Source organism: Bradyrhizobium sp. TM239 (assembly GCF_036247985.1).
Lineage (GTDB): Bacteria > Pseudomonadota > Alphaproteobacteria > Rhizobiales > Xanthobacteraceae > Bradyrhizobium > Bradyrhizobium ottawaense.
In genome coordinates this window covers 789,342-810,924 of the sequence record NZ_BTIR01000005.1, presented here as the reverse complement: position 1 = coordinate 810,924, position 21,583 = coordinate 789,342, and the positions used below count along the sequence as shown (strand labels likewise).

Annotated in this window: 17 protein-coding genes; 9 read left to right on the top strand and 8 right to left on the bottom strand. The window is 66.0% G+C overall.

The genetic code is table 11. The annotated features are described in order from the left end of the window. Positions 1-8: 8 nt before the first annotated feature. The 3 genes from AABA84_RS12485 to AABA84_RS12475 form a co-directional block, all read right to left on the bottom strand. Positions 9-2,285, bottom strand: a complete 2,277-nt coding sequence (locus tag AABA84_RS12485; protein WP_212250499.1) for a flagellar hook-basal body complex protein — start codon at positions 2,283-2,285, stop codon at positions 9-11. A 177-nt stretch (positions 2,286-2,462) separates the two neighbouring features. After that, complete coding sequence (msrB, locus tag AABA84_RS12480; protein ID WP_212250501.1) at positions 2,463-2,975, bottom strand: peptide-methionine (R)-S-oxide reductase MsrB; 513 nt, start codon at positions 2,973-2,975, stop codon at positions 2,463-2,465. A gap of 84 nt (positions 2,976-3,059) precedes the next feature. Then, positions 3,060-4,529 carry an NAD(P)/FAD-dependent oxidoreductase gene (locus AABA84_RS12475; RefSeq protein ID WP_338312186.1) on the bottom strand — a complete coding sequence of 490 codons (1,470 nt, stop codon included), beginning with the start codon at positions 4,527-4,529 and terminating at the stop codon, positions 3,060-3,062. A 179-nt stretch (positions 4,530-4,708) separates the two neighbouring features. On the opposite strand from AABA84_RS12475, the gene AABA84_RS12470 reads away from it, so the two are divergent. Together AABA84_RS12470 and AABA84_RS12465 are read left to right on the top strand one after the other, a co-directional pair. Beyond that, positions 4,709-5,245, top strand: coding sequence for a SixA phosphatase family protein (locus AABA84_RS12470; RefSeq protein ID WP_212250506.1), 537 nt, complete (start codon positions 4,709-4,711; stop codon positions 5,243-5,245). 47 nt (positions 5,246-5,292) lie between these two features. After that, a complete protein-coding gene (locus AABA84_RS12465) occupies positions 5,293-5,718 on the top strand; it encodes a universal stress protein (RefSeq protein ID WP_008554848.1) in 426 nt (141 codons plus the stop codon). 996 nt (positions 5,719-6,714) lie between these two features. Here AABA84_RS12465 and AABA84_RS12460 read toward each other — a convergent pair. After that, the gene (locus AABA84_RS12460) at positions 6,715-6,951 is read right to left on the bottom strand and encodes a DUF1127 domain-containing protein (RefSeq protein WP_212250511.1); all 237 of its coding nucleotides are present in this window, start codon (positions 6,949-6,951) and stop codon (positions 6,715-6,717) included. Positions 6,952-7,137: 186 nt separating this feature from the next. On the opposite strand from AABA84_RS12460, the gene AABA84_RS12455 reads away from it, so the two are divergent. Continuing rightward, on the top strand, positions 7,138-8,481 hold the full coding sequence (locus AABA84_RS12455; RefSeq protein WP_338312185.1) for an aminotransferase-like domain-containing protein: 1,344 nt from the start codon (positions 7,138-7,140) through the stop codon (positions 8,479-8,481). Between the two features lie 21 nt (positions 8,482-8,502). On the opposite strand, the gene AABA84_RS12450 is transcribed toward AABA84_RS12455, so the two are convergent. Beyond that, positions 8,503-9,090 carry a hypothetical protein gene (locus AABA84_RS12450; RefSeq protein ID WP_338312202.1) on the bottom strand — a complete coding sequence of 196 codons (588 nt, stop codon included), beginning with the start codon at positions 9,088-9,090 and terminating at the stop codon, positions 8,503-8,505. A 66-nt stretch (positions 9,091-9,156) separates the two neighbouring features. Here AABA84_RS12450 and AABA84_RS12445 point away from each other — a divergent pair, with 66 nt between their 5' ends. Continuing rightward, on the top strand, positions 9,157-9,591 hold the full coding sequence (locus AABA84_RS12445; RefSeq protein WP_028144325.1) for a hypothetical protein: 435 nt from the start codon (positions 9,157-9,159) through the stop codon (positions 9,589-9,591). 3 nt (positions 9,592-9,594) lie between these two features. On the opposite strand, the gene AABA84_RS12440 is transcribed toward AABA84_RS12445, so the two are convergent. The 3 genes from AABA84_RS12440 to AABA84_RS12430 all read right to left on the bottom strand — a co-directional run bounded on the left by AABA84_RS12440 (position 9,595) and on the right by AABA84_RS12430 (position 14,220). After that, positions 9,595-11,994 carry an EAL domain-containing protein gene (locus AABA84_RS12440; RefSeq protein ID WP_212250515.1) on the bottom strand — a complete coding sequence of 800 codons (2,400 nt, stop codon included), beginning with the start codon at positions 11,992-11,994 and terminating at the stop codon, positions 9,595-9,597. Between the two features lie 113 nt (positions 11,995-12,107). After that, the gene (locus tag AABA84_RS12435) at positions 12,108-13,517 is read right to left on the bottom strand and encodes an MFS transporter (protein ID WP_212250517.1); all 1,410 of its coding nucleotides are present in this window, start codon (positions 13,515-13,517) and stop codon (positions 12,108-12,110) included. Between the two features lie 196 nt (positions 13,518-13,713). Beyond that, positions 13,714-14,220, bottom strand: a complete 507-nt coding sequence (locus tag AABA84_RS12430) for a YciE/YciF ferroxidase family protein (RefSeq protein WP_212250519.1) — start codon at positions 14,218-14,220, stop codon at positions 13,714-13,716. Positions 14,221-14,649: 429 nt separating this feature from the next. Here AABA84_RS12430 and AABA84_RS12425 point away from each other — a divergent pair, with 429 nt between their 5' ends. The 5 genes from AABA84_RS12425 (at position 14,650) to kdgD (ending at position 21,576) form a co-directional block, all read left to right on the top strand. Next, on the top strand, positions 14,650-15,732 hold the full coding sequence (locus AABA84_RS12425) for a lysylphosphatidylglycerol synthase transmembrane domain-containing protein (RefSeq protein ID WP_212250521.1): 1,083 nt from the start codon (positions 14,650-14,652) through the stop codon (positions 15,730-15,732). An 86-nt stretch (positions 15,733-15,818) separates the two neighbouring features. Further along, entirely contained in the window at positions 15,819-17,774 is a 1,956-nt protein-coding gene (locus AABA84_RS12420) for a hypothetical protein (RefSeq protein ID WP_212250523.1), read from the top strand. Between the two features lie 344 nt (positions 17,775-18,118). Then, complete coding sequence (locus AABA84_RS12415) at positions 18,119-19,471, top strand: MFS transporter (RefSeq protein WP_212250525.1); 1,353 nt, start codon at positions 18,119-18,121, stop codon at positions 19,469-19,471. 123 nt (positions 19,472-19,594) lie between these two features. Further along, positions 19,595-20,500 (top strand): LysR substrate-binding domain-containing protein, encoded by a 906-nt coding sequence (locus AABA84_RS12410; protein WP_212250526.1) that lies wholly within the window; start codon positions 19,595-19,597, stop codon positions 20,498-20,500. Positions 20,501-20,631: 131 nt separating this feature from the next. Next, a complete protein-coding gene (gene kdgD / locus AABA84_RS12405) occupies positions 20,632-21,576 on the top strand; it encodes a 5-dehydro-4-deoxyglucarate dehydratase (protein WP_212250527.1) in 945 nt (314 codons plus the stop codon). Positions 21,577-21,583 lie beyond the last annotated feature (7 nt).

Below are 21,583 nucleotides of genomic sequence, written 5' to 3'. Positions count from 1 at the left end.
ACGCGCCGTCAGCGCAACACGTTCAGGAGATCCTGCACCATCGAATTCGCCGTCGTGATCACCTTGGTGTTGGCCGAATAGGCCTGCTGGGTCACGATCAGCTTGGTGAACTCGTCGGCGATGTCGGTGTTGGAGCCTTCCAGCGACGAGCCGCTGATGCTGCCCGACGCGCCGTCGATCGCTGGGCCCGACTGCTCCGTCGCGGCGTAGGCGCCGCCGTCCATCGCCTTGAGGTAATTGGTGCCGTTGAAGTGCGACAGCGTCACCTGGGCGAGGTTGAGGTTCTGGCCATTGGAGAAGGTGCCGACCACGAGGCCGCTGTTGTTGACGGCGACGGAGCGGAGCTGACCGGCGGCGTAGCCGTTCTGCGTGATGGTGTTGATGGTCACCGCGCCGCTGGTGCTGGCATATTGCGTCAGCCCACCCGAGGAGATGTTGAAGGCGACCGAGCCGAGCGACTGGCCGCTGACGCTGACGTTGTTGATGGTGATGCCCGAGCCGGCCGGCGAGGTCAGCGAGCCGTCGGCAGCGAAGGTGAAGGCCTGGCCGGTGTTGACCCAGCCGACCGTCGTGCCGGTCGCATTCGGATCGGTCTGGTAGAACAGGTTCCAGGTGTCGGAATGACCCGTGCCCAGCGACGCGCTGTCGGTCTTGGCCCAGCGCAATTGCAGGTTCACCGGCGTGCCCGCAGCGTTGTAGGCGGTGACCGCACCGCCGCTGATCGATTCCTTGGTGAACGTGGCGATGTCGTTGCCGATCACGCCGCCGGTGCCGGCCGTGCCGCCGCCGCCGCGGTTCTTGGAGATGGACGACGTGAAACCGAGCGCAGCGAAGGCGCTGGAGTTGTTGCTGGTCACCGTCAAGGTGGGATTGGCGATACCGGTGCTCAGGGTGATCACGCCGTTGCTGATCGAAGAGCCGCTCGCGCCGCTGAGTTGGTCGATCTGGTTGAGCAGAGTCGCGATGTCGTCGGTGATGTTGATCTGGTTCGGAGGAGTAGCACCGGAGGCCACGAAGGTGATCGTATTGGCGGGTCCCGTGCCGTTGACCTGGATCGTGTTGCCGGCCACGAAGGGCGTCGAGAGGACTTCCGCGCCGCCGGGCTGCGCGGTGCCACCGAGCTGTGTACCACTCGTAATCGCAGGGGTGGACAGCACGTTACCACCGCGCGTCACGCTGCTGACGCCGAGCAAGCTTGCCGCAGTGCCGCCGATCGTGACGTCGGCCGTGGTGCTGGACGTAATCTGGATGTTACCGCCGGCGGTCAAAGTCACGTTGGCGGCGGGGACGCCGGCTCCAGACGCGATCGCGTTGAGGACATCCGACATCTTGGCGGCGGTGGGCGATTGCAGACCAATCGTGGTGACGACCGGGGGGCCAGCGGCCGTCGAGACGCCCGAGACGGTGTTGTCGAAGTTGATTGTTTGTCCGTTGACCGTCAGCGACTTGCCGGCCAGGTTGGTGAGCAGGCTGGTGTTGAGATGCGGGGACACGGCGGAATCGAGCGACGTGTTGCTAGTCGCCGCCGCCGAAGCGCTGTCCAGCAGCGTCACCGTGCCGGTCGCGGTCGTCGCCGTATAGGCCGAGCGCAGATTGCCGGTGGCGGCTGCGCCGGAGACCGTCGCATTCGTATAGGGCGGCGGCGGCGTGCCGACGATCAGCGGGTTGGCGGCGAAATCGGACGGGTTCAGGCCGCCGGCCGCCAGCAGCGTCTTGCTTGCCGCGGTCGAGCTCGCCGCCGTATTCGGCTGGGACGGCAGGTTCGCCGCGTACTGGATCGAGGTTGTCGCCTGGGCCGGGATGAAGTTGTTCTGGAATTTCAGGACGTTCGACACATTGCCGGTCGGGTTGCCGGTCTTTGGGTCGACCGTGACGCCCATCAAATAGTAGCCCGCGCCGTTGACCAGATTGCCGTTGGCATTGAGCTGGAAGTCGCCACGCCGTGTGTAATAGGTGACGCCGCTGAACACCGGCACGTTGTCGACGACGCCGGTCGCCTTCTGGATCGAGAAGAAGCCGTCGCCGGTGATCGCCATGTTGGTGGCGACGCTGGAGCCCGAGATCGTGCCCTGCGTCGTGATGGTGGCCTTCGCGTTGGCCGTCACGCCGCCCGCGACCTGCTTGCTCGGCACCGAGGCGTCCGGAATGAGATCGACGAAGCTGGTGCCGATGCCCTTGTACCCGGTGGTGGATGAGTTCGCGATGTTGCCGGAAATGTTCTGAAGCGCGTAGGACTGCGCCTGCAGGCCACCCACCGAGGTGTTCATTGCATCGAAGATACCCATAACTTTGTCTCCAGATCCGATCTCGGCGGCCGGTCGACCATGGCCGCAGTCGGAAGGGACAGTCGCAAGGGCTGTGCCAATGCGGGTATTCTCAGAAAATCAATGACTTAATGAAAAAGCCCCGGTCCGATGACCGGGGCACAATTGCCGGGACCGGCATTTATTGCCGGGCCTTCCTTACGTCGCGGACGCGGCGGCCGGGCGGAAGACCAGACCGAAACCGTCGATGCAATAGCGCAATCCGGTCGGCTTCGGACCGTCGTCGAAGACGTGGCCGAGATGGCCGCCGCAGCGCCGGCAATGCACCTCGGTGCGCACCATGCCGTAGGCCCGGTCCTCGGTCTTGCCGACATTGCCCTCGATCGGCTGGTAGAAGCTCGGCCAGCCGGTGCCGCTCTCGAATTTGGTCTCGGAGGCAAACAGCGGCAGGTCGCAGCCGGCGCAGGCGAAGGTGCCCTTGCGGTGCTCCTTCAGCAGCGGGCTGGAGCCGGGCCGCTCGGTGCCGTGGTTACGCAGGATCTCATATTGCTGCGGCGTGAGCTGGGCGCGCCATTCAGCCTCCGTCTTCGTGATCTCGAACTTCTCTGCGGCTTTCTCGCCAGCCTCGGCAGGCGTTCCTCTCAGCCAGCGGAAGGCCCCAAGGCCGAACAGGCCGGCGGCAGTCGTCAACAGGATGCGGCGGTCAAACATCTCATTCTCCGTGCGGGAGTTCCACGCCCTGAGATACGGGCTCTGTCGGCCGACGTTACATTCCCGGGCGGAATTTCTCTCAACTTATTGGGAGGTGGCGCCATCATGCGAGGCCGGTTCCGCGGCCTGTTGTTCCCCTTGGGCCGCAGGTTTCGGCGGTGGGGCCGGCCGCGGCCGGACACCGGGCGGTGGGCGGCGCGGACCGGTGCCGGCGGCCCGATTGGCTTCGGCGAGACGCGCCTCGCGCTCCCTGTCCTTGACCCTGGCACGTTCGCGGTAGCGAGCGAGCGAGCCCGCGGCGGCGGAACTCGCCCTGCCCCAGATCCCGACCAGCTGGCCCGCGACCCGCCCCGTGGCGCCGCCCGCCCAGACCAGCTCGAACGGCGAGAACAGCTTCCAGCGCTCATCGCCCCACAGAATGCTGCGCGCGATCATCTGCCCGGCCATGGCGGAGGTGTTCATGCCCTGGCGGCCGAACCCGCTCGCCACCCACAGGCCTTTGCGCAACTGGCCGATCTGCGGCATGCCGTGCACGGTCTGGCCGGTGGCGCCGCCGAACATATCAGTGACCTCGACATTGCCGAGCTCCGGAAAGATCGTGCGGATCCGCCGCCTGACGCTGCCTGCAAAGCGCTGCGGACGCGCGGCCCAAGTGGTCTCAGGGCTCTCCCACATCAGCCGGTCGCCGTCGACGATACGGAAATGGTCGACGCCGTCGGAATCCATCACCGCTCCCTTGAAGGCGATGATCTCGTGCACGCGCTCGCCGAGCGGCGCGGTGATCCCGGCATAGCGCCAGACCGGCAGCAGCGTCTCCGACAGGCGCCGCAAGGGCGCGCCGAGATGGATGTTGCCCGCGAGCACGATGTGGGTCGCGCGCATACGCGCCGACGGCGTGACGATTCGTTTGCGGATGCCGGAATGATCGATGCTGACGACCGGCGTGTCCTCGAAGATGCGGGCGCCTGCCCGCCGCGCCAGCGCCGCAAGGCCGTGCACATATTTGCGGCCGTCGACCTGGAACGCTTTGGGATAATACACGCCGTGGAAATAGCGATCGGTCCTGAGCACCTCGCGGACGCGATCGACCTGCCAGCCTTCGACCTCGGTGTCGAAATCCTCGTTCAGCATCTGCAACCGGCTGATCAGACGGTCGCCGGCGTCGACGTTGGAGACCTCCAGCACGCCGTTGCCCGAGGCGATCCCCGGCATGTTCTCTTCCGTGGCGTTGGCGCGGACGAACTCGGCCCCCTCCTTGGACAGCGTCCACAATTCACGCGCGTCCTCGAAGCCGATGCGCTCGATCAGGTCGGTGAGCGGCAGCGCAAAGCCCGGCATCACGGTGCCGAGCTGGTTGCCGGAGGCGTTCCAGCCGATATGACGGCCCTCGAGCACCGCGACACTGGCCCCGAGCCGGGCCGCCTCCAGCGCGATGGAGAGCCCGGCAAGCCCGGCACCGATGACGCAGATGTCGGCGTCGAGATCGAACGACAGCCGCACGCGGTCGCGAAAGCCGGCTTCTTCCTGGGACACGCTTGTGAAAGTCTCGCTCATGTCGTTTTCTTAGAGCATGATCCGGAAAGCTGTGCAGCGGTTTTCCGAACAGATCATGGTCGAAATAACAACCTTAAGCGCGATGACGATTCGTTCTAGTTTATACCAACCAGGCGCTTGTCACCTTGTCCTCACCCGCGTCTGTACATTATCCGCGACCGTAACGATTCGAGAATGCCATGCGCCGTTTGATGCTGCTGCGTCACGCCAAGACCGAGACTGACGCTCCGAGCGGCCGTGACCAGGACCGACGGCTCGACGATCGCGGCCACAAGGATGCCGCCCGGATCGGCGACTGGATCGCCACCCATCCGCCCTTCCCCGATACCGTGCTGGTGTCGCACGCTGTCCGGGCCCGGCAGACCTGGGACATCGCCTGGGAGGCGATGAAGGACCGCGTCCCGACGCCGCAGGTCGAGATCCTGCCGGAACTCTACGGCGCCGATCCTGCGCAGATCCTGGATTCCATTCGCACCGCAACCGCCCCGGCCGACCCGAAGCAATTGCTGCTGGTCGCCCACAATCCCGGCATGCACGAGGCCGCCTTGATGCTGATGGGCGGCGGCGATCCGGCCGGCGCCAGGGCGCTCGCCGACAATCTGCCCACCGCGGGGCTTGCGATCTTCGACTTTGACGTCAAGGATTGGGGAGACGTGGCCTACCGCCGCGGCAAGCTGGTGCTGTTCACCAGTCCCAAGCTGCTTCGATCGGGATGATCCCGACGGCCGGCAAAACGTGCTGACTGGAAGATTTGGAGGCGCAGATGTTCAAGTCCATCCTCGTGCCCATCGACCTCGCCGACACCGATCTCGCCAAGCCGGCGATCGCGACCGCGGCAACGCTGTCGCAGACCTGGAGTGGTGCGGTGCGCCTGCTCAACGTACTGCCGATGACGCCGGTGATGCTGGCCGAATACGTGCCGGCCGATTTCGACGAGCAGCAGCGCCAGACCTCGGAAGAAGCCCTCGCCATCGTCGCGCGCGAATCCGGCATCGAGGCTTCCCGCATCTCCAGCGTGGTACGCCAGGGCGGCATCTATCACGAGATCCTGGAAGAAGCCGTGCACATGAAGGCCGATCTGATCGTGATGACCTCGCACCGGCCGGCAATGCGCACCTATTTCCTCGGCTCCAACGCCGGGCATGTGGTGCGCTACGCCAAGTGCTCGGTGCTGGTGGTGAGGCATTGAGCGTCGCGTCCGGTCTTGTAGGGTGGGTTAGCCGAAGGCGTAACCCACCACTGTCTCTCTCCGCGGAAGCAGAAGAGGTGGATTACGCCTTCGGCTAATCCACCCTACGCATCTACAACAAGCCCTTGCGTTGCCCGTCGGGCAAAACACCAAGCCGCAGGTCAATCCACGCCGCCAAAAACATTCCACTTTACCGAAATTCGGAAATGACGTATGTGTCGCGACAACCCGGCCCAAGGAAGAGGGGCGTATCGCGATCGTCACGAACGCGGGCCGGGCGGCGGTGGACGCAGGTGACATCGGCGCGAAGGGTTCTGCAGGGCGGAGAGCCGTGAGCAGAACCGTCGCGCACACGACCGGTGTGATCGGCGTACGGCAAAATCGTGTGGTCCTGACGCCCGGGGTCTGTGCGTCAAGTCTTGTGGTGATGGGTATCGTCCAACCGGACGCGCTCGTCAGCCATCCGCAAGGCGACGGGGGCAATAGTGCAACGCTCCCCGGGGAGAGCACGACATAAGCCGTAAAGCCACTGCGCAGGGAAGGCCGGGATGTCCTGGCTACACCTGTATGCCGCTGTGCAGATTTCGCTACTGCCTTTCGCACAGTGGACCGCGGGTGCCAGCCGGCGCCCGGTCTTCCCTGCGCCCTCTTTCAATTGAGGGTGAGGCGATCAAGCAAAGCTCGGGCGAGATGCGCCGCGAGGATGCGAAGCTGTGTCTCGGAGGCGTAAGGATGGGTAGAGCACTTGCGAAACCCATCATGTTTCAACACAGGGGAAGTGTTGATGGGTTTCGCTGCGCTCTACCCATCCTACGAGCTGCGTCCAAATTCCGCTCTCGTGCCCCGGACGCAGCGCAGCGCTTCTTCAGCGGTGCGCTGCAGAGCCGGGGCCCATGTAGCAGCGCGAGCGCGGCTTGCTGGGTCCCGGCTCTGCGCCGCAACGCCAAGAGCGTTGCGTCGCGTCCGGGACACGGGAGGAAGCGCGGCAGAAGCGCCTCACAGATACCGCGTCAGCTCGGCCTTGACCTGCCCGTAGACGGCGTCCTCGATCTGGCTGCGCGTGATCCCGATGTCGCGCAGGGCGCGGTCGTCGAGCTCGTTCAGCGTCTTGACGGCCGAGCGGCGCTCGAGGCGGTTGAACAGCGCATAGGCGCCATGGGCGAGCGTTGCAAAAAATCCGCCCGTCGAGGATGGGCGTAAACTCCGCCCGGCAGTTTGCGAGATCGTGGTCATGTTTCTTCTCCGGCCTGTTGTCCCGCGCGGCGAAGCAGGTGCCGTTGGCGCCGACGCCGTCAGCGTCTGCACCTCATTTGCCGTCGGATTGCTCTCGCTCACCTCGGCTCAATCGTGGAACTTGATGGAACTTAAATGCTCCAGTACACTGCTCGGAGCAAGTAAAACATTGCTCTCGGTGCAATAATGTCCAAGTTCGAGTACGTGAAGCTTGCCGATGCCATTGCCTCGGATATCTCTAACGGCACGTTAAGGCCCGGCGATCGGCTGCCGCCGCAGCGCAATTTTGCCTATGACCGTGGCATCGCGGTCTCGACCGCGAGCCGGGTTTATACGGAGTTGCTGCGTCGCGGGCTCGTCGTCGGCGAGGTCGGCCGCGGCACCTTCATCTCCGGCGACATCAGGCGCGAGGTCGAGGCCTTGAGCGAGCCGCGCGATGCGCGGATCGATTTCGAGGTCAATTATCCACTATTGCCGCAGCAATGGGCGATGATCGCCAAGAGCCTCGCAGGGCTCGAGCGCGTCGACGCGCTCGAATCCGCGCTGCGCGTCTCGACCAGCACCGGCACCAAGAGCGCGCGCAACGCTGCCGCCGCCTATCTCGCGCGCAAGGATTTCGCGCCGCAGGCCGAGCAGATCGTGTTCACCGCCAACGGCAAGCAATCGCTCGCGGCCGCGCTTGCAGCACTCGTCCCCACCGGCGGCCGCTGCGGCGTCGAGGCGCTGACCTACCCTTACGTCAAGAGCATCGCGGCACGGCTCGGCATCACGCTGGTCCCGATTCCGATGGACGAATTCGGCGCGCGGCCCGATGCGATCCAGAAAGCGCATCGCGAGGCGCATCTGTCGGCGCTGTATCTGCAGCCCATCATCCAGAACCCGCTCGGCGTCACCATGAACGCGACGCGGCGCGCCGACATCATGCGTGTCGCCGAAAAGCTCGACCTCACCATCATCGAGGACACCGTCTACGGCTTCCTCGCCGACGACACGCCCCTCGCCGCGCTCGGCCCGGACCGCTGCATCGTGATCGACAGCCTGTCCAAGAAGGTCGCGCCGGGCCTTGCGCTCGGCATCCTCGTGGCGCCGCCTCACTTGCGCGAGAGCGTGATGAGCGCGGTGCGCACCGGCGGCTGGATCGCCTCCGGCCATGCGCTGGCGGCCGGGCAGCGGCTGATGGCCGACGGCACCGTCGCCGAGCTGACGCGGCTGAAGCGCATCGACGCCGCGCGGCGGCAGCAGACCGCCGCAAGGCTGCTGGCCGGCTACCAGCACGCGGCCGATCCGCGCTCCTATCATCTCTGGCTGACGCTGCCCTCACACTGGCGCTCGCAGACCTTCGTCGGAGCAGCAGCGAGGCGCGGCATCGCGCTGACGCCCTCCTCCACCTTCGCGATCGCCCACGGCCATGCACCGAATGCGGTGCGCCTCGCGCTCGCGCCGCCCACCTTCGAGCAGCTCGATTCCGGCCTGCGCACGCTCGTCTCGCTGCTCGGCACCAAGGAAGAGGATTTCGACTCCACGGAGTAGCGGTTGGTCGTAGCGATCGGTCTAGGGCAGCAGGGCCTTCGGCACCTGATCGAAGCGATAGCTCTGCGGCTGGTTGCGCCGCACGAAGCCGCCGACCTGCCAGGCGAATAGCGCGGCAAAGCCGAGGATGAACAGCGCGCCGGCGAACTCGCCGCTCACGAGGGCGCGGATCAACAGGCCGACCATTGCCACCGTGAGCACCGCCAGGAACGCCAGCACCGCCGCATAGGCCGTGCGGCCGAGCCCCGCCGTCAGCACCGCGCGGCTGCCCGCCTTCGCCATCCGGGCGTGCAGCGCGAGCATGAACGCGCGAAAGCCGTTGTCCTGCGGCGCCATCAGCGCCGCGGTCTGCCAGCTCGTCGACAGGATCGCGATGCGGCGGCCGCTGCTGTGACTGACATCGGCGCGAAAGCGGTGCTGCTGCATCGACACCGGGCGGAACGACAGCCGGATCGCGCTGATCTCGTCATAAGGCCACAGCGCGGTGCGGCCGCCGATGTGCCAGGACAGCCCCTGCTCCGTCAGCTCGAAGCGATGCGCCGAGCCGATCAGCGACGCCTTATAGGCATAGCTCGTGACCGGCGTGGCCTCAGCTTCCGAAACCTGCATCCCGATCATCAATCCCCGTCTGCGATCCGCTTGCGCGATCGCCCTCGCCCATCCTACAAGCGAGGCATGGCTGAGACGACCTTTTTTCCGCGCCGCCTGATTCTCGGCGCCGCCGTGATATCAGGCGTGCTGCTCGCGCTCGCGGTGCACATGCTGGGCGCGCGCTACGGGCTCGACCTCGGCGGTCTCTGGCGCTCCGACACGCATGAGTTCATACCGGCGGGCGCGGCGATCGCGTGGTGGCTGATCGCGACGGTCGGCTTCTCCGGCGGCTATTTCACGGCGACGCTGATGCAGAGCGCCGCCGACGGCCAGATCCCGCAACGGATGCGGCAGTTCCTGATCGCGGTCGGCGTGCTGCTGCTCGCCGGTGCCGGCCAGGTGGCCTCGGCACCGAGCCCGGTCCCGACCGTCTCGGGCGTGCTGGCCGGGCTCGCCGCGCTGTGCCTCGGCGCCGTCATGGCATTCTGCGGCGCCCATTTCGCCCTGCGCCGCGGCTGAACCTCAAGCCGACGCAAGCAGCCGCGGGCGGCCCAGCATGATCGCCACGTCAGAGGCCGGCCGCGGCTTGCTGAACAGATAGCCCTGCGCCTGGGTGCAGCCCTCGCGCCTGAGCAGCTCGAGCTGCGCGTCGTTCTCGACGCCTTCCGCGGTGGTGACGATGCCGAGGCTGCGGCCGAGACCGGTCACGGCGCGGATGATCGCCATGGAGTCCTCGCGCGTCGCCAGCTCCGACACGAAGGAGCGGTCGATCTTGATCTTGTCGAACGGAAAGCTGCGCAGATAGCTCAGCGACGAATAGCCGGTGCCGAAATCGTCCAGCGAGATGCGCACGCCCATGGCGCGCAGATCATGCAGCGTGGTCAGCGTCGCCTCGCTGTTCTGCAGCAGCACGGATTCGGTGATCTCGAGCTCGAGACGGCGCGCGTCAAGTCCCGAGGCGGCGAGCGCCGCGATCACGGATGCGATCAGGTTCGGATTCTTGAACTGCACCGGCGACAGGTTGACGGCGAGATCGACATCGTCCGGCCAGGTGGCCGCATCCGTGCAAGCCGAGCGCAGCACGAATTCGCCGAGCTGGACGATCAGTCCGGTCTCCTCGGCCAGCGGAATGAAGTCGATGGGTGCGATCAGGCCACGCTGCGGATGGTTCCAGCGCAGCAGCGCCTCGAAGGCGACGACGCGGCCGCTGGCGACGTCGCGGATCGGCTGATAATACGCCTCGAACTCGTCGCGCTGCAGCGCCGCGCGCAGGTCCATTTCCAGGAGGCGCCGCGCCTGCGCGCGGGCATCCATGCCGGTCTCGAAGAAGCGATAGGTGCTGCGGCCGTCCGCCTTGGCGCGGTAGAGCGCGAGGTCGGCGTTCTTCAGCAGTTCGCTCGGATCGCTGCCGTCCTGCGGCGACAGCGAGATGCCGATCGAAACGCCGATCACGACCTGATGGTCGTCGATCTCGTAGGGCGCCGAGATGACCTCGACGAGGCGACCGGCAAGCGATCTCGCAGCGGTTTCCTCGGAACGACCGATCTGGACCACGGCGAACTCGTCGCCGCCCAGTCGCGCCACCGTGTCGCTCTCGCCGACCGTCGCCTTCAGCCTGCGGCCGACCGCCCTCAACAGCGCGTCGCCGATGGGATGCCCGAGCGAGTCGTTGATGTCCTTGAAGTGGTCGAGATCGAGACAAAGCACCGCGAGCTGATCGCCCGACCTGGTCCGGCGCAGTCCCTGCTCGAGCTGCTCGTGGAACAGCACGCGGTTCGGCAGGCTGGTCAGCGCGTCATGGCGCGCCATGTGCGAGATCTTGGCCTGCGCCTCCAGCCATTCTGTGATGTCCTCGAAGGTCGCGACCCAGCCGCCGCCCTGCATCGGCTGGTTGACGACCCGGATGGAGCGACCGAACCGGCTGACGATGTCGGTCGTGGTGCGTCCCTCGCGCGCGTCGGCCACGAGGCGGGCGAAGAATTCATCCGCATCGCCCTGCCACTGGCCCTTGGCCTGCTCGTCCCTGAGTACGTCGACCAGCAGGCGGCCGGTCAGCGCGATGTCGGTGCGACGGAGCATCGCCGCATAACGCTCGTTGAACAGAATGACCTTGCCGTCCGCGTCGAACATGCACAGACCCTGCGACATGTTCTCGAGCGCCGTATCCAGCACCATTTGCTGGGCGCCCAATTCACTCCTGGCACGGCGGTCGAGCAGCGCGGCCACGAGCGCGATCGCGATGATCGCAACCGCCGCACTGGCCGTGAGGAAGGACAGCGAGGCCGGCGGGATCGACAGACCGCCGATCGCGAGCGTCGGATCCGGCGTCAGCAGCACCGCGCCCATTGCGGTGAAATGATGCGCGACGATAGCGACGGTCAGCAGGACCGTCGCCGTCAGCGCATGGAAGAGGTCGTCGCGCCGCGCGGCCACGAAAAGTGCAAATGCCGCAAAGACGATTCCTGACAGCACCGAGGCGGCGACCGTGCTTCCGATCCAGTCCACGCGCGCCGGTATCTCCAGCGCCGCCATGCCGGTGTAATGCATCGCCGCGACACCGGTGCCGACGATGGCGCCGCCGAGGACGATCCCGACGGCCCGCGACGACGACACGGCGATGCTCAGCCCCACGAAGGTCACGGAGATCGCAAAGACCAACGACAGGATCGTCACCGGGATGTTGTAGGCGCCCGCGCCTCCCGGTCCGTAGGCCAGCATCGCGATGAAATGCGTCGCCCAGATGCCGCAGCCGCTGACGGCGGCGTCGAGGCCGAGCCAGGCCAGACGGCCGACGCCTTGCGTCGCGCGCGCCCGGTGGAACAGGCTGATAGCCGCCGCGCTGGCGAGCAGACACACCGCGCCGCCAAGCGCGACGAGCCGCCAATCGTGCTCTTCGGTGAGACAGTAGAGAATTTGATGCATCGCAGGCCTCTGATGGACCCGCACTTGACCCGATCAATATGGACAGGTGGTAACCGGCTACGCGCCTGTTGCGGCAATGGTGAACGGAAGATGTGTTCATTCACTCGGATTGTTCATCCTCGCGCCGGCGCACCGAGGCCGATCACGACGGCGGCGAGCAGCAGGACGGACGCGGACACGACCAGCGCTAGATGCAGCCCCGCCATGAACGCCCCCTCCGCGGCCACCAGTGAGCCGAACAGCGCGACGCCGAGCACGCTGCCGGTCTGCCGCGTTGCGTTCAGGACGCCCGCCGCGATGCCGGACCGCGCCTTGTCGACGCTGCCCAGCAAGGTCGAGGTCAGCGGCGGAACCAGCAGCCCAAGTCCGCCACTGATCGCGATCATCTGCGCGAAGATCGCCCAATAGCTGGTGTCGGCTTCGATCCACAGCAGGCCGAGACAACCGAGCGCCGACACGCTGGCACCGACCACGATGGTCGGGCATGGGCCGATGCGCTCGGCGAGGCGCGGCGCCAGCAGATTGACCGGCAGCACCGCCGCCATCATCGGCACGAAAGCGAGCCCGGTCCACCACGCCGACAGCCCGTTGATCCGCTGGAAGTACAGGCTGAGCACGAAGATCAGGCCGTAGATCGCGATATTGACGAGCAGGCCGACCAGCGAGGTCAGCGCGAACAGCCTCTGGCCAAACAGCGACAGCGGCAGCATCGGCTGCGCCGCGCGCCGCTCGCGCCAGATGAAGAGCGCGGCGAGAACGCCGGCGCCGACAAAAGCTGCGATCACGGCCGGATGATCCCACCCGAGCGCACCGCCTTCGATGATCGCGCCGGCCAGCGCCCCCAGCGCACCGATCGCGGCAAGCTGGCCGGGCAGATCGATCTCGCGCGTGGGGGCCCGCGTGGTCTCGCTGGCGTAGCGCCAGCTCAGCCACAGGCCGGCGAGCCCGATCGGCAGATTGACCAGGAAGATCGCGCGCCAGCCGACCAGGGTGATCAGCGCGCCGCCGACGAAGGGGCCGGCGGTGAGCGCAAGGCTCGCGCCGGCAGCCCAGACCGCGACGGCACGGCCGCGCGCGCGGTCGTCCGGATAGGCATGATTGAGCAGCGCGAGGGAATTCGGCACCAGGATCGCCGCCGCCAGCCCCTGCACCAGCCGCGCGCCGATCAGCACGGCGGCATTGGGCGACAGCGCGCAGGCGAGCGAAGCCGCGGTGAAAATGGCGAACCCCGCCATGAAGACGCGCTTGGCGCCGATGCGGTCGCCAAGCGCTCCTGATGTCAGGATGAAGGCGGCAAACGCGATCGTGTAGGCGCTGACCACCCATTGCAGCTCGGCAACGCCGCCGCCGAGCGTCCGGCCCATCGCATCGAGCGCGGTGTTGACGATGGTGACGTCGAGCTGCACCACACCATAGCCGAGACTCATCGCGGCGAGCGTGAGCGAGGTCGCAAGACGCGAACCGGCAGGCGCTGCGCCGGCCCTGTCGTCGAAGGTCTCATATTTGATGGTGTTTACGCGCATGCTGCCACCTTGATTGCAGCCCCATGCGGAATATAGGCGGCCGGGGCGCCGCCATGCTTCGACAATGACCGAAGGATGATCGTAGCCGACACACCCACCTTTTACGCGGCGTCATCGCCCGCGCAGGCGGGGCATGACGACGAGCCAAGAAGAAACGCCGTGCGTCGACGCACGGCGTTTTCCTTGCCGCGCCCGCTTAGCTCGCCGCGCGCAGATTCACCTTGCTCTCGGCGAGTGTCGTCAGCTTCTTGTCGGTCGCCTTCTCCTCCTCCAGCGTCTTGGCGAGCACGCTGGCGCAATCGTTGCGGCCGAGCTGCTTGGCCCAGGCGATCAGGCTGCCGTAGCGTACGATCTCGTAATGTTCGGCGGCCTGGGCCGCATTGATCAGCGCGGCGTCGAGCACCGCCTTGTCGGCAACTTCGCCGATCGTCTCGTCGGCTTCCTCGATGATGCCGTCGATCGCCGGGCAGTCGACCGCCTTCACGGCGACGCCATGCATCTTGAACACTTCCTCGAGCCGCGTGATGTGCTGCCGGGTTTCCTCGAGGTGCGTCAAAAAGCCCTGCTTCAGCTGCGGATCGGTAGCCTTATCTGCCATTTTCGGCAGCGCCTTGGTCAGCTGCTGCTCGGCGTAATAGATGTCCTGGAGCTGGTGCACGAACAGATCGTTCATGGTCTTGATGTCTTTTGTGAACAGTCCCATCGTTCCGTCCTCTTTCGATTTCTGGAACACGAAGGCAGCGGCTTGGACGAAAAGCCGCTTTATTCCGCCATGTTCGGTTGCTGATGGGGCCACAACGGACACGCGGCATCGACGTTCCAAAAAGACCCGGATGGCTTGCGCTGGAACAATGCGGACAGCGCCGACATCTGAAATCATGTCGGCATACGAAACGCCCGAGCCGAGCCGGTTTCACGACTCATATGCTTAACGCGCCTCGGATGTGAACCGCGTATGACAAAAGTGACCGGTCCGCCGCAGAACCTATTGTTGTCAAGGGCTGCACAAGCCGGTGTTTTTGCCTTAAATGAGCTGGATCATACCTGCGATCGATGCCTGCTTTTGGCCGTGATCGCACCCGACCGGCCCAATGCCTGGCCCGGTCGGTCTTGCCCCCCGCCGGGAGGATGAATGCACGGACTGCTGACCGCGTTGAAGCGCGGCTTCAAGAGATGGATCGGCTGGCGACGGCTCGGAGTTGCCGCGAGCATCTTCATCATCGCCTTCGCGATCACCTCGCTGGTGCGAACCCTCAAGGGCATCGATACCGGCGTCATCCTGACGGCGTTGACCGAGATTCCCCGCGGGAGCATCGGGCTGGCGGCGATCTGCGTGTTCTTTGCGTTCTGTACGCTGACGTTCTACGACTTTTTTGCACTGCGAACGATCGGCAAGAAGCACGTGCCGTACCGCATCGCGGCGCTTTCCAGCTTCACGTCCTATTCGATCGGCCACAATATCGGCGCCACCGTCTTCACCGGCGGGGCGATCCGTTTCCGGATCTATTCGGACTACGGGCTGAACGCGATCGACGTCGCCAAGATCTGCTTCCTGTCGGGCCTGACCTTCTGGCTCGGTAACATCTTCGTGCTCTCGATCGGCATGGCGATCCACCCGGATGCGGCATCCTCGATGGATCAGCTGCCGTCGTCGCTCAACCGGCTGATCGCGCTCGGCGGGCTCGCCTCGATCGGGGCCTATCTCGTTTGGCTCGTCATGGGCGAGAAGCGGCGCGAGCTTGGCCAGAAGGGCTGGAAGGTGGTGCTGCCCTCGGCGCCGCTGACGCTGGTCCAGATCCTGATTGGCGTGGTCGATCTCGGCTTCTGCGCTACCGCGATGTACCTGCTGATGCCGGCCAATCCGCCGATCGACTTCCTGTCGCTCGCGGTGGTGTTCATCCTGGCGACGCTGCTCGGCTTCGCCAGCCATGCCCCCGGCTCGATCGGCGTGTTCGATGCCGCCATGCTGCTGGCGCTGCCCGAATTCGGCCGCGAGCAGCTCCTGGCGACGCTGCTGGTGTTCCGCATCCTCTATTTCGTGATCCCGTTCGGCCTCGCCATCTCCATCATGGGCACGCGCGAGCTCTGGATGAACGTGGTCGAGCCCTGGCAGGAGCGGCGGCGGCTGGCGGAGGCCTGCGCGCAGGCCAATCTGCCCAAGCAGGTGACGCCGATGGAGCGCGAGCGGATGCTGCGGCAAGCCAACAACCGGTAGACTGCGATCTGGACCTGAAGGGGTTGCGGCCGGCAGAGCAATGTTCTCTTATTTCCGCCTCAACTTTGCCGTTGAAGACGCGGGCCATGATCCCTTTATTCCTTCGCACCCTCTCCGCAGGCGCCCTGTTGCTTGCCGGGATTCTGACCGCCATGCCGCCCGAGCGCGCTAGCGCTCAGGACGCCGGCGCCCTGCAGATCAATTGGGAGGTGCGTAACCGCTTCCGGCTGTTCCGCGAGGAGCGCGACTTCCTGCTCCATGTCGAGAATGCGCGCAACCGCAGCATCCTGGCCGCCGAGCAATCGCTGGAGCTCCAGAGCGAAGGCCGCGGCTGGGCCCGCAACATGGTCAACCGGCTCTGCATCGACCTACAGGGCCGGGTCAACCAGCCCTGTACCCGCGACAACACCAAGGAAAACTACCTCACACCGATCGATCACCCCGTCACCGTGCGCCTCATTGGCGCGGTGCCGGTCGGCGCCACCTGCGCCTGGTCGTTCGACGACGGCGACGGGCCGCAGCAATCGACCTTCGACTGCGCCGAGCCGATCAACTTACGCGTCCGCTACGGCAAGCAGACGGTCGCGACCGTCGACGTCTCCTCCGGCTCCGACCCGACCCAGCGGGTCCAGACCGAGATCCAGGTGCGCGACATCTTCGTCGCCGGCCTCGGGGACAGCATCGCCTCCGGCGAAGGCAATCCGGACCGGCCGCTGGCGCTGTCCGACGAAGGATTCTGCTTCCGCTCCTATCTCGGCACCGCCGCCGGCGGCCAGTACTACCGGCCGAGCCGCCACGGCTTCAAGGGCGGCCGTGCCTGCGAGGCGCCGGACACGCTCGCGAACTGGCAGCGCTACAGCGCGCTCTGGTTCAATTCACCGTGCCACCGCTCGCTTTACAGCTACCAGACGCGCACCGCGCTCGCGCTCGCGGTGCGCTACACCCACATCGCCGTGACCTATCTGCCGCTCGCCTGCACCGGCGCCAGCATCGGCGACGGCCTGCTCGGCTCGCAGCGCGCCCGCGAATGCCCGCCCGGCAAGACCGGCGTCTGCAACACCAGCGTGAACGCGCAAGTCGCCGAGCTGCGCGAGGCGCTCACCGCGGCGAAGAAGCGCCAACCCGACCGCACGCTCGATCTCGTGCTGCTCTCGGTCGGCGCCAACGACGTTTATTTCTCCGGTCTCGTCGCCGACGTGATCGTCGACACCGCGACCGAACGGGCGCTGTTCCGTCGCTCCGGCGTGATGGCGAGCGTCGATGATTCCCGTGACGCGCTGGTGCGCGAGCTGCCGCAGAATTTCGTCAAGCTGCGCGAGGGGCTGAAGCCGCTGGTCGGCGGCGACCTCTCGCATATCGTCTACGTCTCCTACGCCAATCCTGCGCTCGCCGATGGCGGCGTGCCCTGCCGCGGCGGCCGGGCCGGCTTCGACATCCATCCGGCCTTCAACGCCGATCCGCAGCGCCTTGCCCGCGTCTCGACCTTCGTCGACACCGAATTCCTGCCGCAGCTGAAGGGCCTCGCCACCTGCACACGCGGCGCGCTGTGCCGCGATCCCGAGGCCGACCGCATGACCTTCGTCGATGCGCATCAGGCCGCGTTCGGCGATCACGGCTTCTGCGCGCATTCCGGCAGCGATCCCGAATTCGACCGCAGCTGCTTTGCCGAGAACGGCCAGAGCTTCAATCCTGACATCGTGAGCGCGGCGAGCCAGCCGATGCTGTGCGGCCGCGGCGCCTCGGAATACCGCGCCTATTTGCCCCGCGCGCGCTGGATCCGCGACGCCAACGACAGCTATTTCGCCGCGATGACCTATCCGCAGGGATTGCCGGCGGCGAGCCAGCCGACCGACATCCATGATGCGACCTGGGGCGTGCTTTCCGCCGTCTATGGCGGCGCGGTGCATCCGAGCGCGGAAGGGCATGCGGCGATGGCGGATGCGGCGCTGCCGGCCGCAAGCACCGTGCTCGGCCTCGATGCGGTGCCGCCGGGCGTGACGCGGGGATTTCTGCCGCAGCTGTTGCCGAGCGCAAAGCAGTAGAAGCGCGATCCAGTACGCCGTGACGGCAGTGATTGAATCGAGACGCCTCGGCGTACTGGATTCCCCGCCTGCCGCCTACGCTAAAGCTTCGGCGCCCCACGACCTCAACCACGGCAAAGCCTTGGCGTAGCCGGGTCGCGGAGAATGACGGCGGAGTGCGTGGTGTAGCGCGCTGCCACAAACTGCACTCCCGCAATCTCACTCCCTTACCATCGTTCCCCGCGCCTGCCGTTCCATCAATCCAAAAACGGCATCGATCGATACCCCCTTGAACTTGGACACTTCGCCGCGCGCGCCTCTAGGAGTCGGATCGAGGAAACGTTTCGAGTTCAAGGAGGCGCCCGATGAGCGCAGTGGTGTCCGCAGCGGACGTGAGGAGGTCTCGCGTCAGGCTGTTCATCGTGACCATGTTGTTCCTGGTCACCACCGTCAATTATGCCGACCGCGCCACGCTGTCGATCGCCGGTCCCGCGCTCTCGAAAGAGCTGCATCTCGATCCCGTCGCCATGGGCTGGATCTTCTCGGCGTTCGGCTGGTCCTATGTCGCGGCGCAGGTCCCGGGCGGCTGGCTGCTCGACCGTTATGGCTCGCGCCTCGTCTATGCCTTCAGCATCGTCATCTGGTCGCTGTTCACGCTGATGCAGGGCTGGGTCGGCTTCCTCAGCGCCGGCACGGCCGTCGTCGTGCTGTTCGCGCTTCGCCTCCTTGTCGGCGTCGCGGAAGCACCGTCCTTCCCCGCCAACGCCCGCATCGTCGCGGCCTGGTTTCCGGGCAACGAGCGCGGCACCGCGTCAGCCTTCTTCAACTCGGGACAGTATTTCGCGACCGTGATCTTTGCGCCGCTGATGGGCTGGATCGCGCACGCCTACGGCTGGCGCTTCGTTTTCTTCGTGATGGGCGCGCTCGGTATCGTCATGGGCCTTGTCTGGCTCAAGACCATCTACGGCCCGAAAGAGCATCCTTCGATCAACGAGGCCGAGTTCGACTACATCAAGGAAGGCGGCGCGCTGGTCGATCTCGACGCGCCCAAGGATGATCTGCCGCGCGCGCGTGCGCCCGAGGCCGGCTCTGGCTGGGACCACATCCGCCAGCTGCTCTCCAACCGCATGATGCTCGGCGTCTATCTCGGCCAGTATTGCATCAACACGCTGACCTATTTCTTCCTGACCTGGTTCCCGGTCTACCTCGTCAAGGAGCGCGGCCTGTCGATCCTGCAGGCCGGCTTCGTCGCGACGCTGCCGGCGCTGTGCGGCTTCATCGGCGGCGTGCTCGGCGGCATCATCTCCGATGCAATCCTGCGCCGGACCGGCTCGCTGACCATGGCGCGCAAGATTCCGATCGTCGGCGGCATGCTGCTGTCGATGTCGATCATCGCCTGCAACTATGTCGACGGACAGGCGCTGGTGGTCGGCTTCATGGCGCTCGCCTTCTTCGGCAAGGGCATCGGTGCGCTCGGCTGGGCGGTCGTCTCCGACACCTCGCCAAAGGAAGCCGGCGGCGTCTCCGGCGGCCTGTTCAACACCTTCGGCAATCTCTCCTCGATCACCACGCCGATCGTGATCGGCTACATCCTGGCCGCGACCGGCTCGTTCAACGGCGCGCTGGTGTTCGTGGGCCTCAACGCGCTGGTGGCGGCGTTCGCCTATCTCGTCATCGTCGGCAAGATCGAGCGGGTGACGCTCAAACGTTCCTCCTGAGGGCTCCCATGGGAGCTTGACCAGGCAACTCAACGGCGGCCCAAAAAGCCGCCGTCTTTGTTTTGGGGATGATCGATGCTAGAAGTACCGGGGAAACGCCTTATCCATCTAAGGCATGTATCGATGTTCGACCTCAACCAGCTCCGCTGTTTCGTCACAGTGGCGGAGGAACTGCATTTCGGCCGCGCCGCGACGCGGCTGAACATGACCCAGCCGCCGCTGTCCCGGCAGATCCAGGTGCTCGAGCACATCATCGATGCGCCGCTGCTCGAACGTACCAGCCGCTCGGTCCGTCTCACCCCCGCGGGACGCAGCTTCCTGCCGGAGGCGCGGCGCATCCTCAAGCTTGCCGAAAGCGCCTCGCAGGTCGCCCGTCGCATCGCGCTCGGCAAGACCGGCTCGTTGAAGATCGGCTTCACCGCGGCAGCGGCCTATGGCTTCCTGCCCGAGCTTGTCGCCGCCTGCCGCGCCAAGCTGCCCGAGGTCGACTTCTCGCTGAAGGAGATGGTGTCCGGCGACCAGTTCGAGGCGCTGACCTCGGGCCAGATCGACGCCGGCCTGCTCAGGCCGCCGATCGCGCGCCCCGAGCTCACCAGCCGCCGCGTCGTCGCCGAGCCCCTGCTCGCCGCGATCCCGAAGAAGCATCCGCTGGCGAGCGCCGACAGCATCACCATCAAGGATTTCGACGACCAGCCCTTCGTGATGTACTCGCCCTATGAGAGCCGCTACTTCCACGATCTCTTGGTGGCGCTGTTCACCCGCGCCGACGTGCTGCCGCGCTACGTCCAGCATCTGAGCCAGATCCACTCGATCCTCGCCATGGTGCGCGCCGGACTCGGCCTTGCCATCGTGCCGGCGGCAGCCGCGAGCCTGAAGATTTCCGACGTACGCCTGCGCCCGCTGAAGCTGCGCACGCGCGTTCCGGTCGAGCTGTTCATGGTCTGGCGCCGCGACGACGAGAATCCGCTGCTGTCGGCGCTCGTCAAAATCGCCGGCGAACTGGCCTCTGCGGAGCCATCGGAAGATTGATGCTGATTTCGCATCGGTCGATATAGGCTTTGGCTTGGACCCGCATCGAACGGTCTCCTAAACCACGGCGCATGGACGCGCAGGCCTCAAGGCTCGCGTCCTCCACAACACGCAATAAGGGAGCAGCGCCCGTGAGCAAGATGACCCCGCAGGAAATGGCCCAGAAGATCGGATCCGGCCTCCTGTCCTTTCCCGTCACGCCGTTCAAGGCGGACTATTCCTTCGACGAAGCGACCTACCGCGCCAACATGGACTGGCTGTGCGGCTATGACGTCGCCGGCCTGTTCGCCGCCGGCGGCACCGGCGAGTTCTTCTCGCTGACGCCGACCGAGGTTCCTGAAGTCGTCAGGGTCGCGGTCGACGAGACCAAGGGCCGCGTGCCAGTGCTCGCCGGCACCGGCTACGGCACCGCGATCGCCCGCGAGATCGCGATCGGCGCGGAAAAGGCCGGCGCCGACGGCCTGCTGCTGCTGCCGCCCTATCTCACCCATGCCGAGCAGGACGGCCTTGCCGCCCATGTCGAGGCGGTCTGCGCCGCCGTCAAGATCGGCGTCATCGTCTACAACCGCGACAACGCGATCCTGCAGCCCGACACGCTGGCGCGCCTTGCCGAGCGCTGCCCGAACCTCGTCGGCTACAAGGACGGCATCGGCGACATCGAGCTGATGACCCGCGTCTACACCAAGCTCGGCGACCGCCTGACCTATGTCGGCGGCCTGCCGACCGCGGAGACCTTCGCGCTGCCCTATCTCGACATGGGCGTGACCACCTATTCCTCCGCCGTGTTCAACTTCGTGCCGGAATTCGCCACCAATTTCTACGCGGCCGTGCGCAAGCGCGACCACGCCACGATTCAGGCCGGGCTGAAGGACTTCATCCTGCCGCTGATCGCGATCCGCAACCGCAAGAAGGGCTATGCCGTCTCGATCATCAAGGCCGGCATGAAGGTGATCGGCCGCGACTCCGGCCCGGTCCGCCCGCCGCTCACCGACCTCACCGAGCAGGAAATCGCCGAGGTGACCGCGCTGGTGAAGAACCTGCCCGCCATCCGATCGACACAACAGGCGGCAGAATAACGGACAA

Bases quoted from the DNA above. Each gene is read 5' to 3' on its own strand.
- AABA84_RS12445 (WP_028144325.1), top strand. From the start codon at position 9,157: ATGGCTGAGACGACCTTTTTTCCGCGCCGCCTGATTCTCGGCGCCGCC.
- AABA84_RS12440 (WP_212250515.1), bottom strand. From the start codon at position 11,994: ATGCATCAAATTCTCTACTGTCTCACCGAAGAGCACGATTGGCGGCTC.
- AABA84_RS12475 (WP_338312186.1), bottom strand. From the start codon at position 4,529: ATGAGCGAGACTTTCACAAGCGTGTCCCAGGAAGAAGCCGGCTTTCGC.
- AABA84_RS12435 (WP_212250517.1), bottom strand. From the start codon at position 13,517: ATGCGCGTAAACACCATCAAATATGAGACCTTCGACGACAGGGCCGGC.
- AABA84_RS12485 (WP_212250499.1), bottom strand. From the start codon at position 2,285: ATGGGTATCTTCGATGCAATGAACACCTCGGTGGGTGGCCTGCAGGCG.
- AABA84_RS12420 (WP_212250523.1), top strand. From the start codon at position 15,819: ATGATCCCTTTATTCCTTCGCACCCTCTCCGCAGGCGCCCTGTTGCTT.
- AABA84_RS12410 (WP_212250526.1), top strand. From the start codon at position 19,595: ATGTTCGACCTCAACCAGCTCCGCTGTTTCGTCACAGTGGCGGAGGAA.
- AABA84_RS12430 (WP_212250519.1), bottom strand. From the start codon at position 14,220: ATGGGACTGTTCACAAAAGACATCAAGACCATGAACGATCTGTTCGTG.
- AABA84_RS12450 (WP_338312202.1), bottom strand. From the start codon at position 9,090: ATGCAGGTTTCGGAAGCTGAGGCCACGCCGGTCACGAGCTATGCCTAT.
- AABA84_RS12455 (WP_338312185.1), top strand. From the start codon at position 7,138: ATGTCCAAGTTCGAGTACGTGAAGCTTGCCGATGCCATTGCCTCGGAT.
- AABA84_RS12415 (WP_212250525.1), top strand. From the start codon at position 18,119: ATGAGCGCAGTGGTGTCCGCAGCGGACGTGAGGAGGTCTCGCGTCAGG.
- AABA84_RS12465 (WP_008554848.1), top strand. From the start codon at position 5,293: ATGTTCAAGTCCATCCTCGTGCCCATCGACCTCGCCGACACCGATCTC.
- AABA84_RS12470 (WP_212250506.1), top strand. From the start codon at position 4,709: ATGCGCCGTTTGATGCTGCTGCGTCACGCCAAGACCGAGACTGACGCT.
- msrB (WP_212250501.1), bottom strand. From the start codon at position 2,975: ATGTTTGACCGCCGCATCCTGTTGACGACTGCCGCCGGCCTGTTCGGC.
- AABA84_RS12425 (WP_212250521.1), top strand. From the start codon at position 14,650: ATGCACGGACTGCTGACCGCGTTGAAGCGCGGCTTCAAGAGATGGATC.
- AABA84_RS12460 (WP_212250511.1), bottom strand. From the start codon at position 6,951: ATGACCACGATCTCGCAAACTGCCGGGCGGAGTTTACGCCCATCCTCG.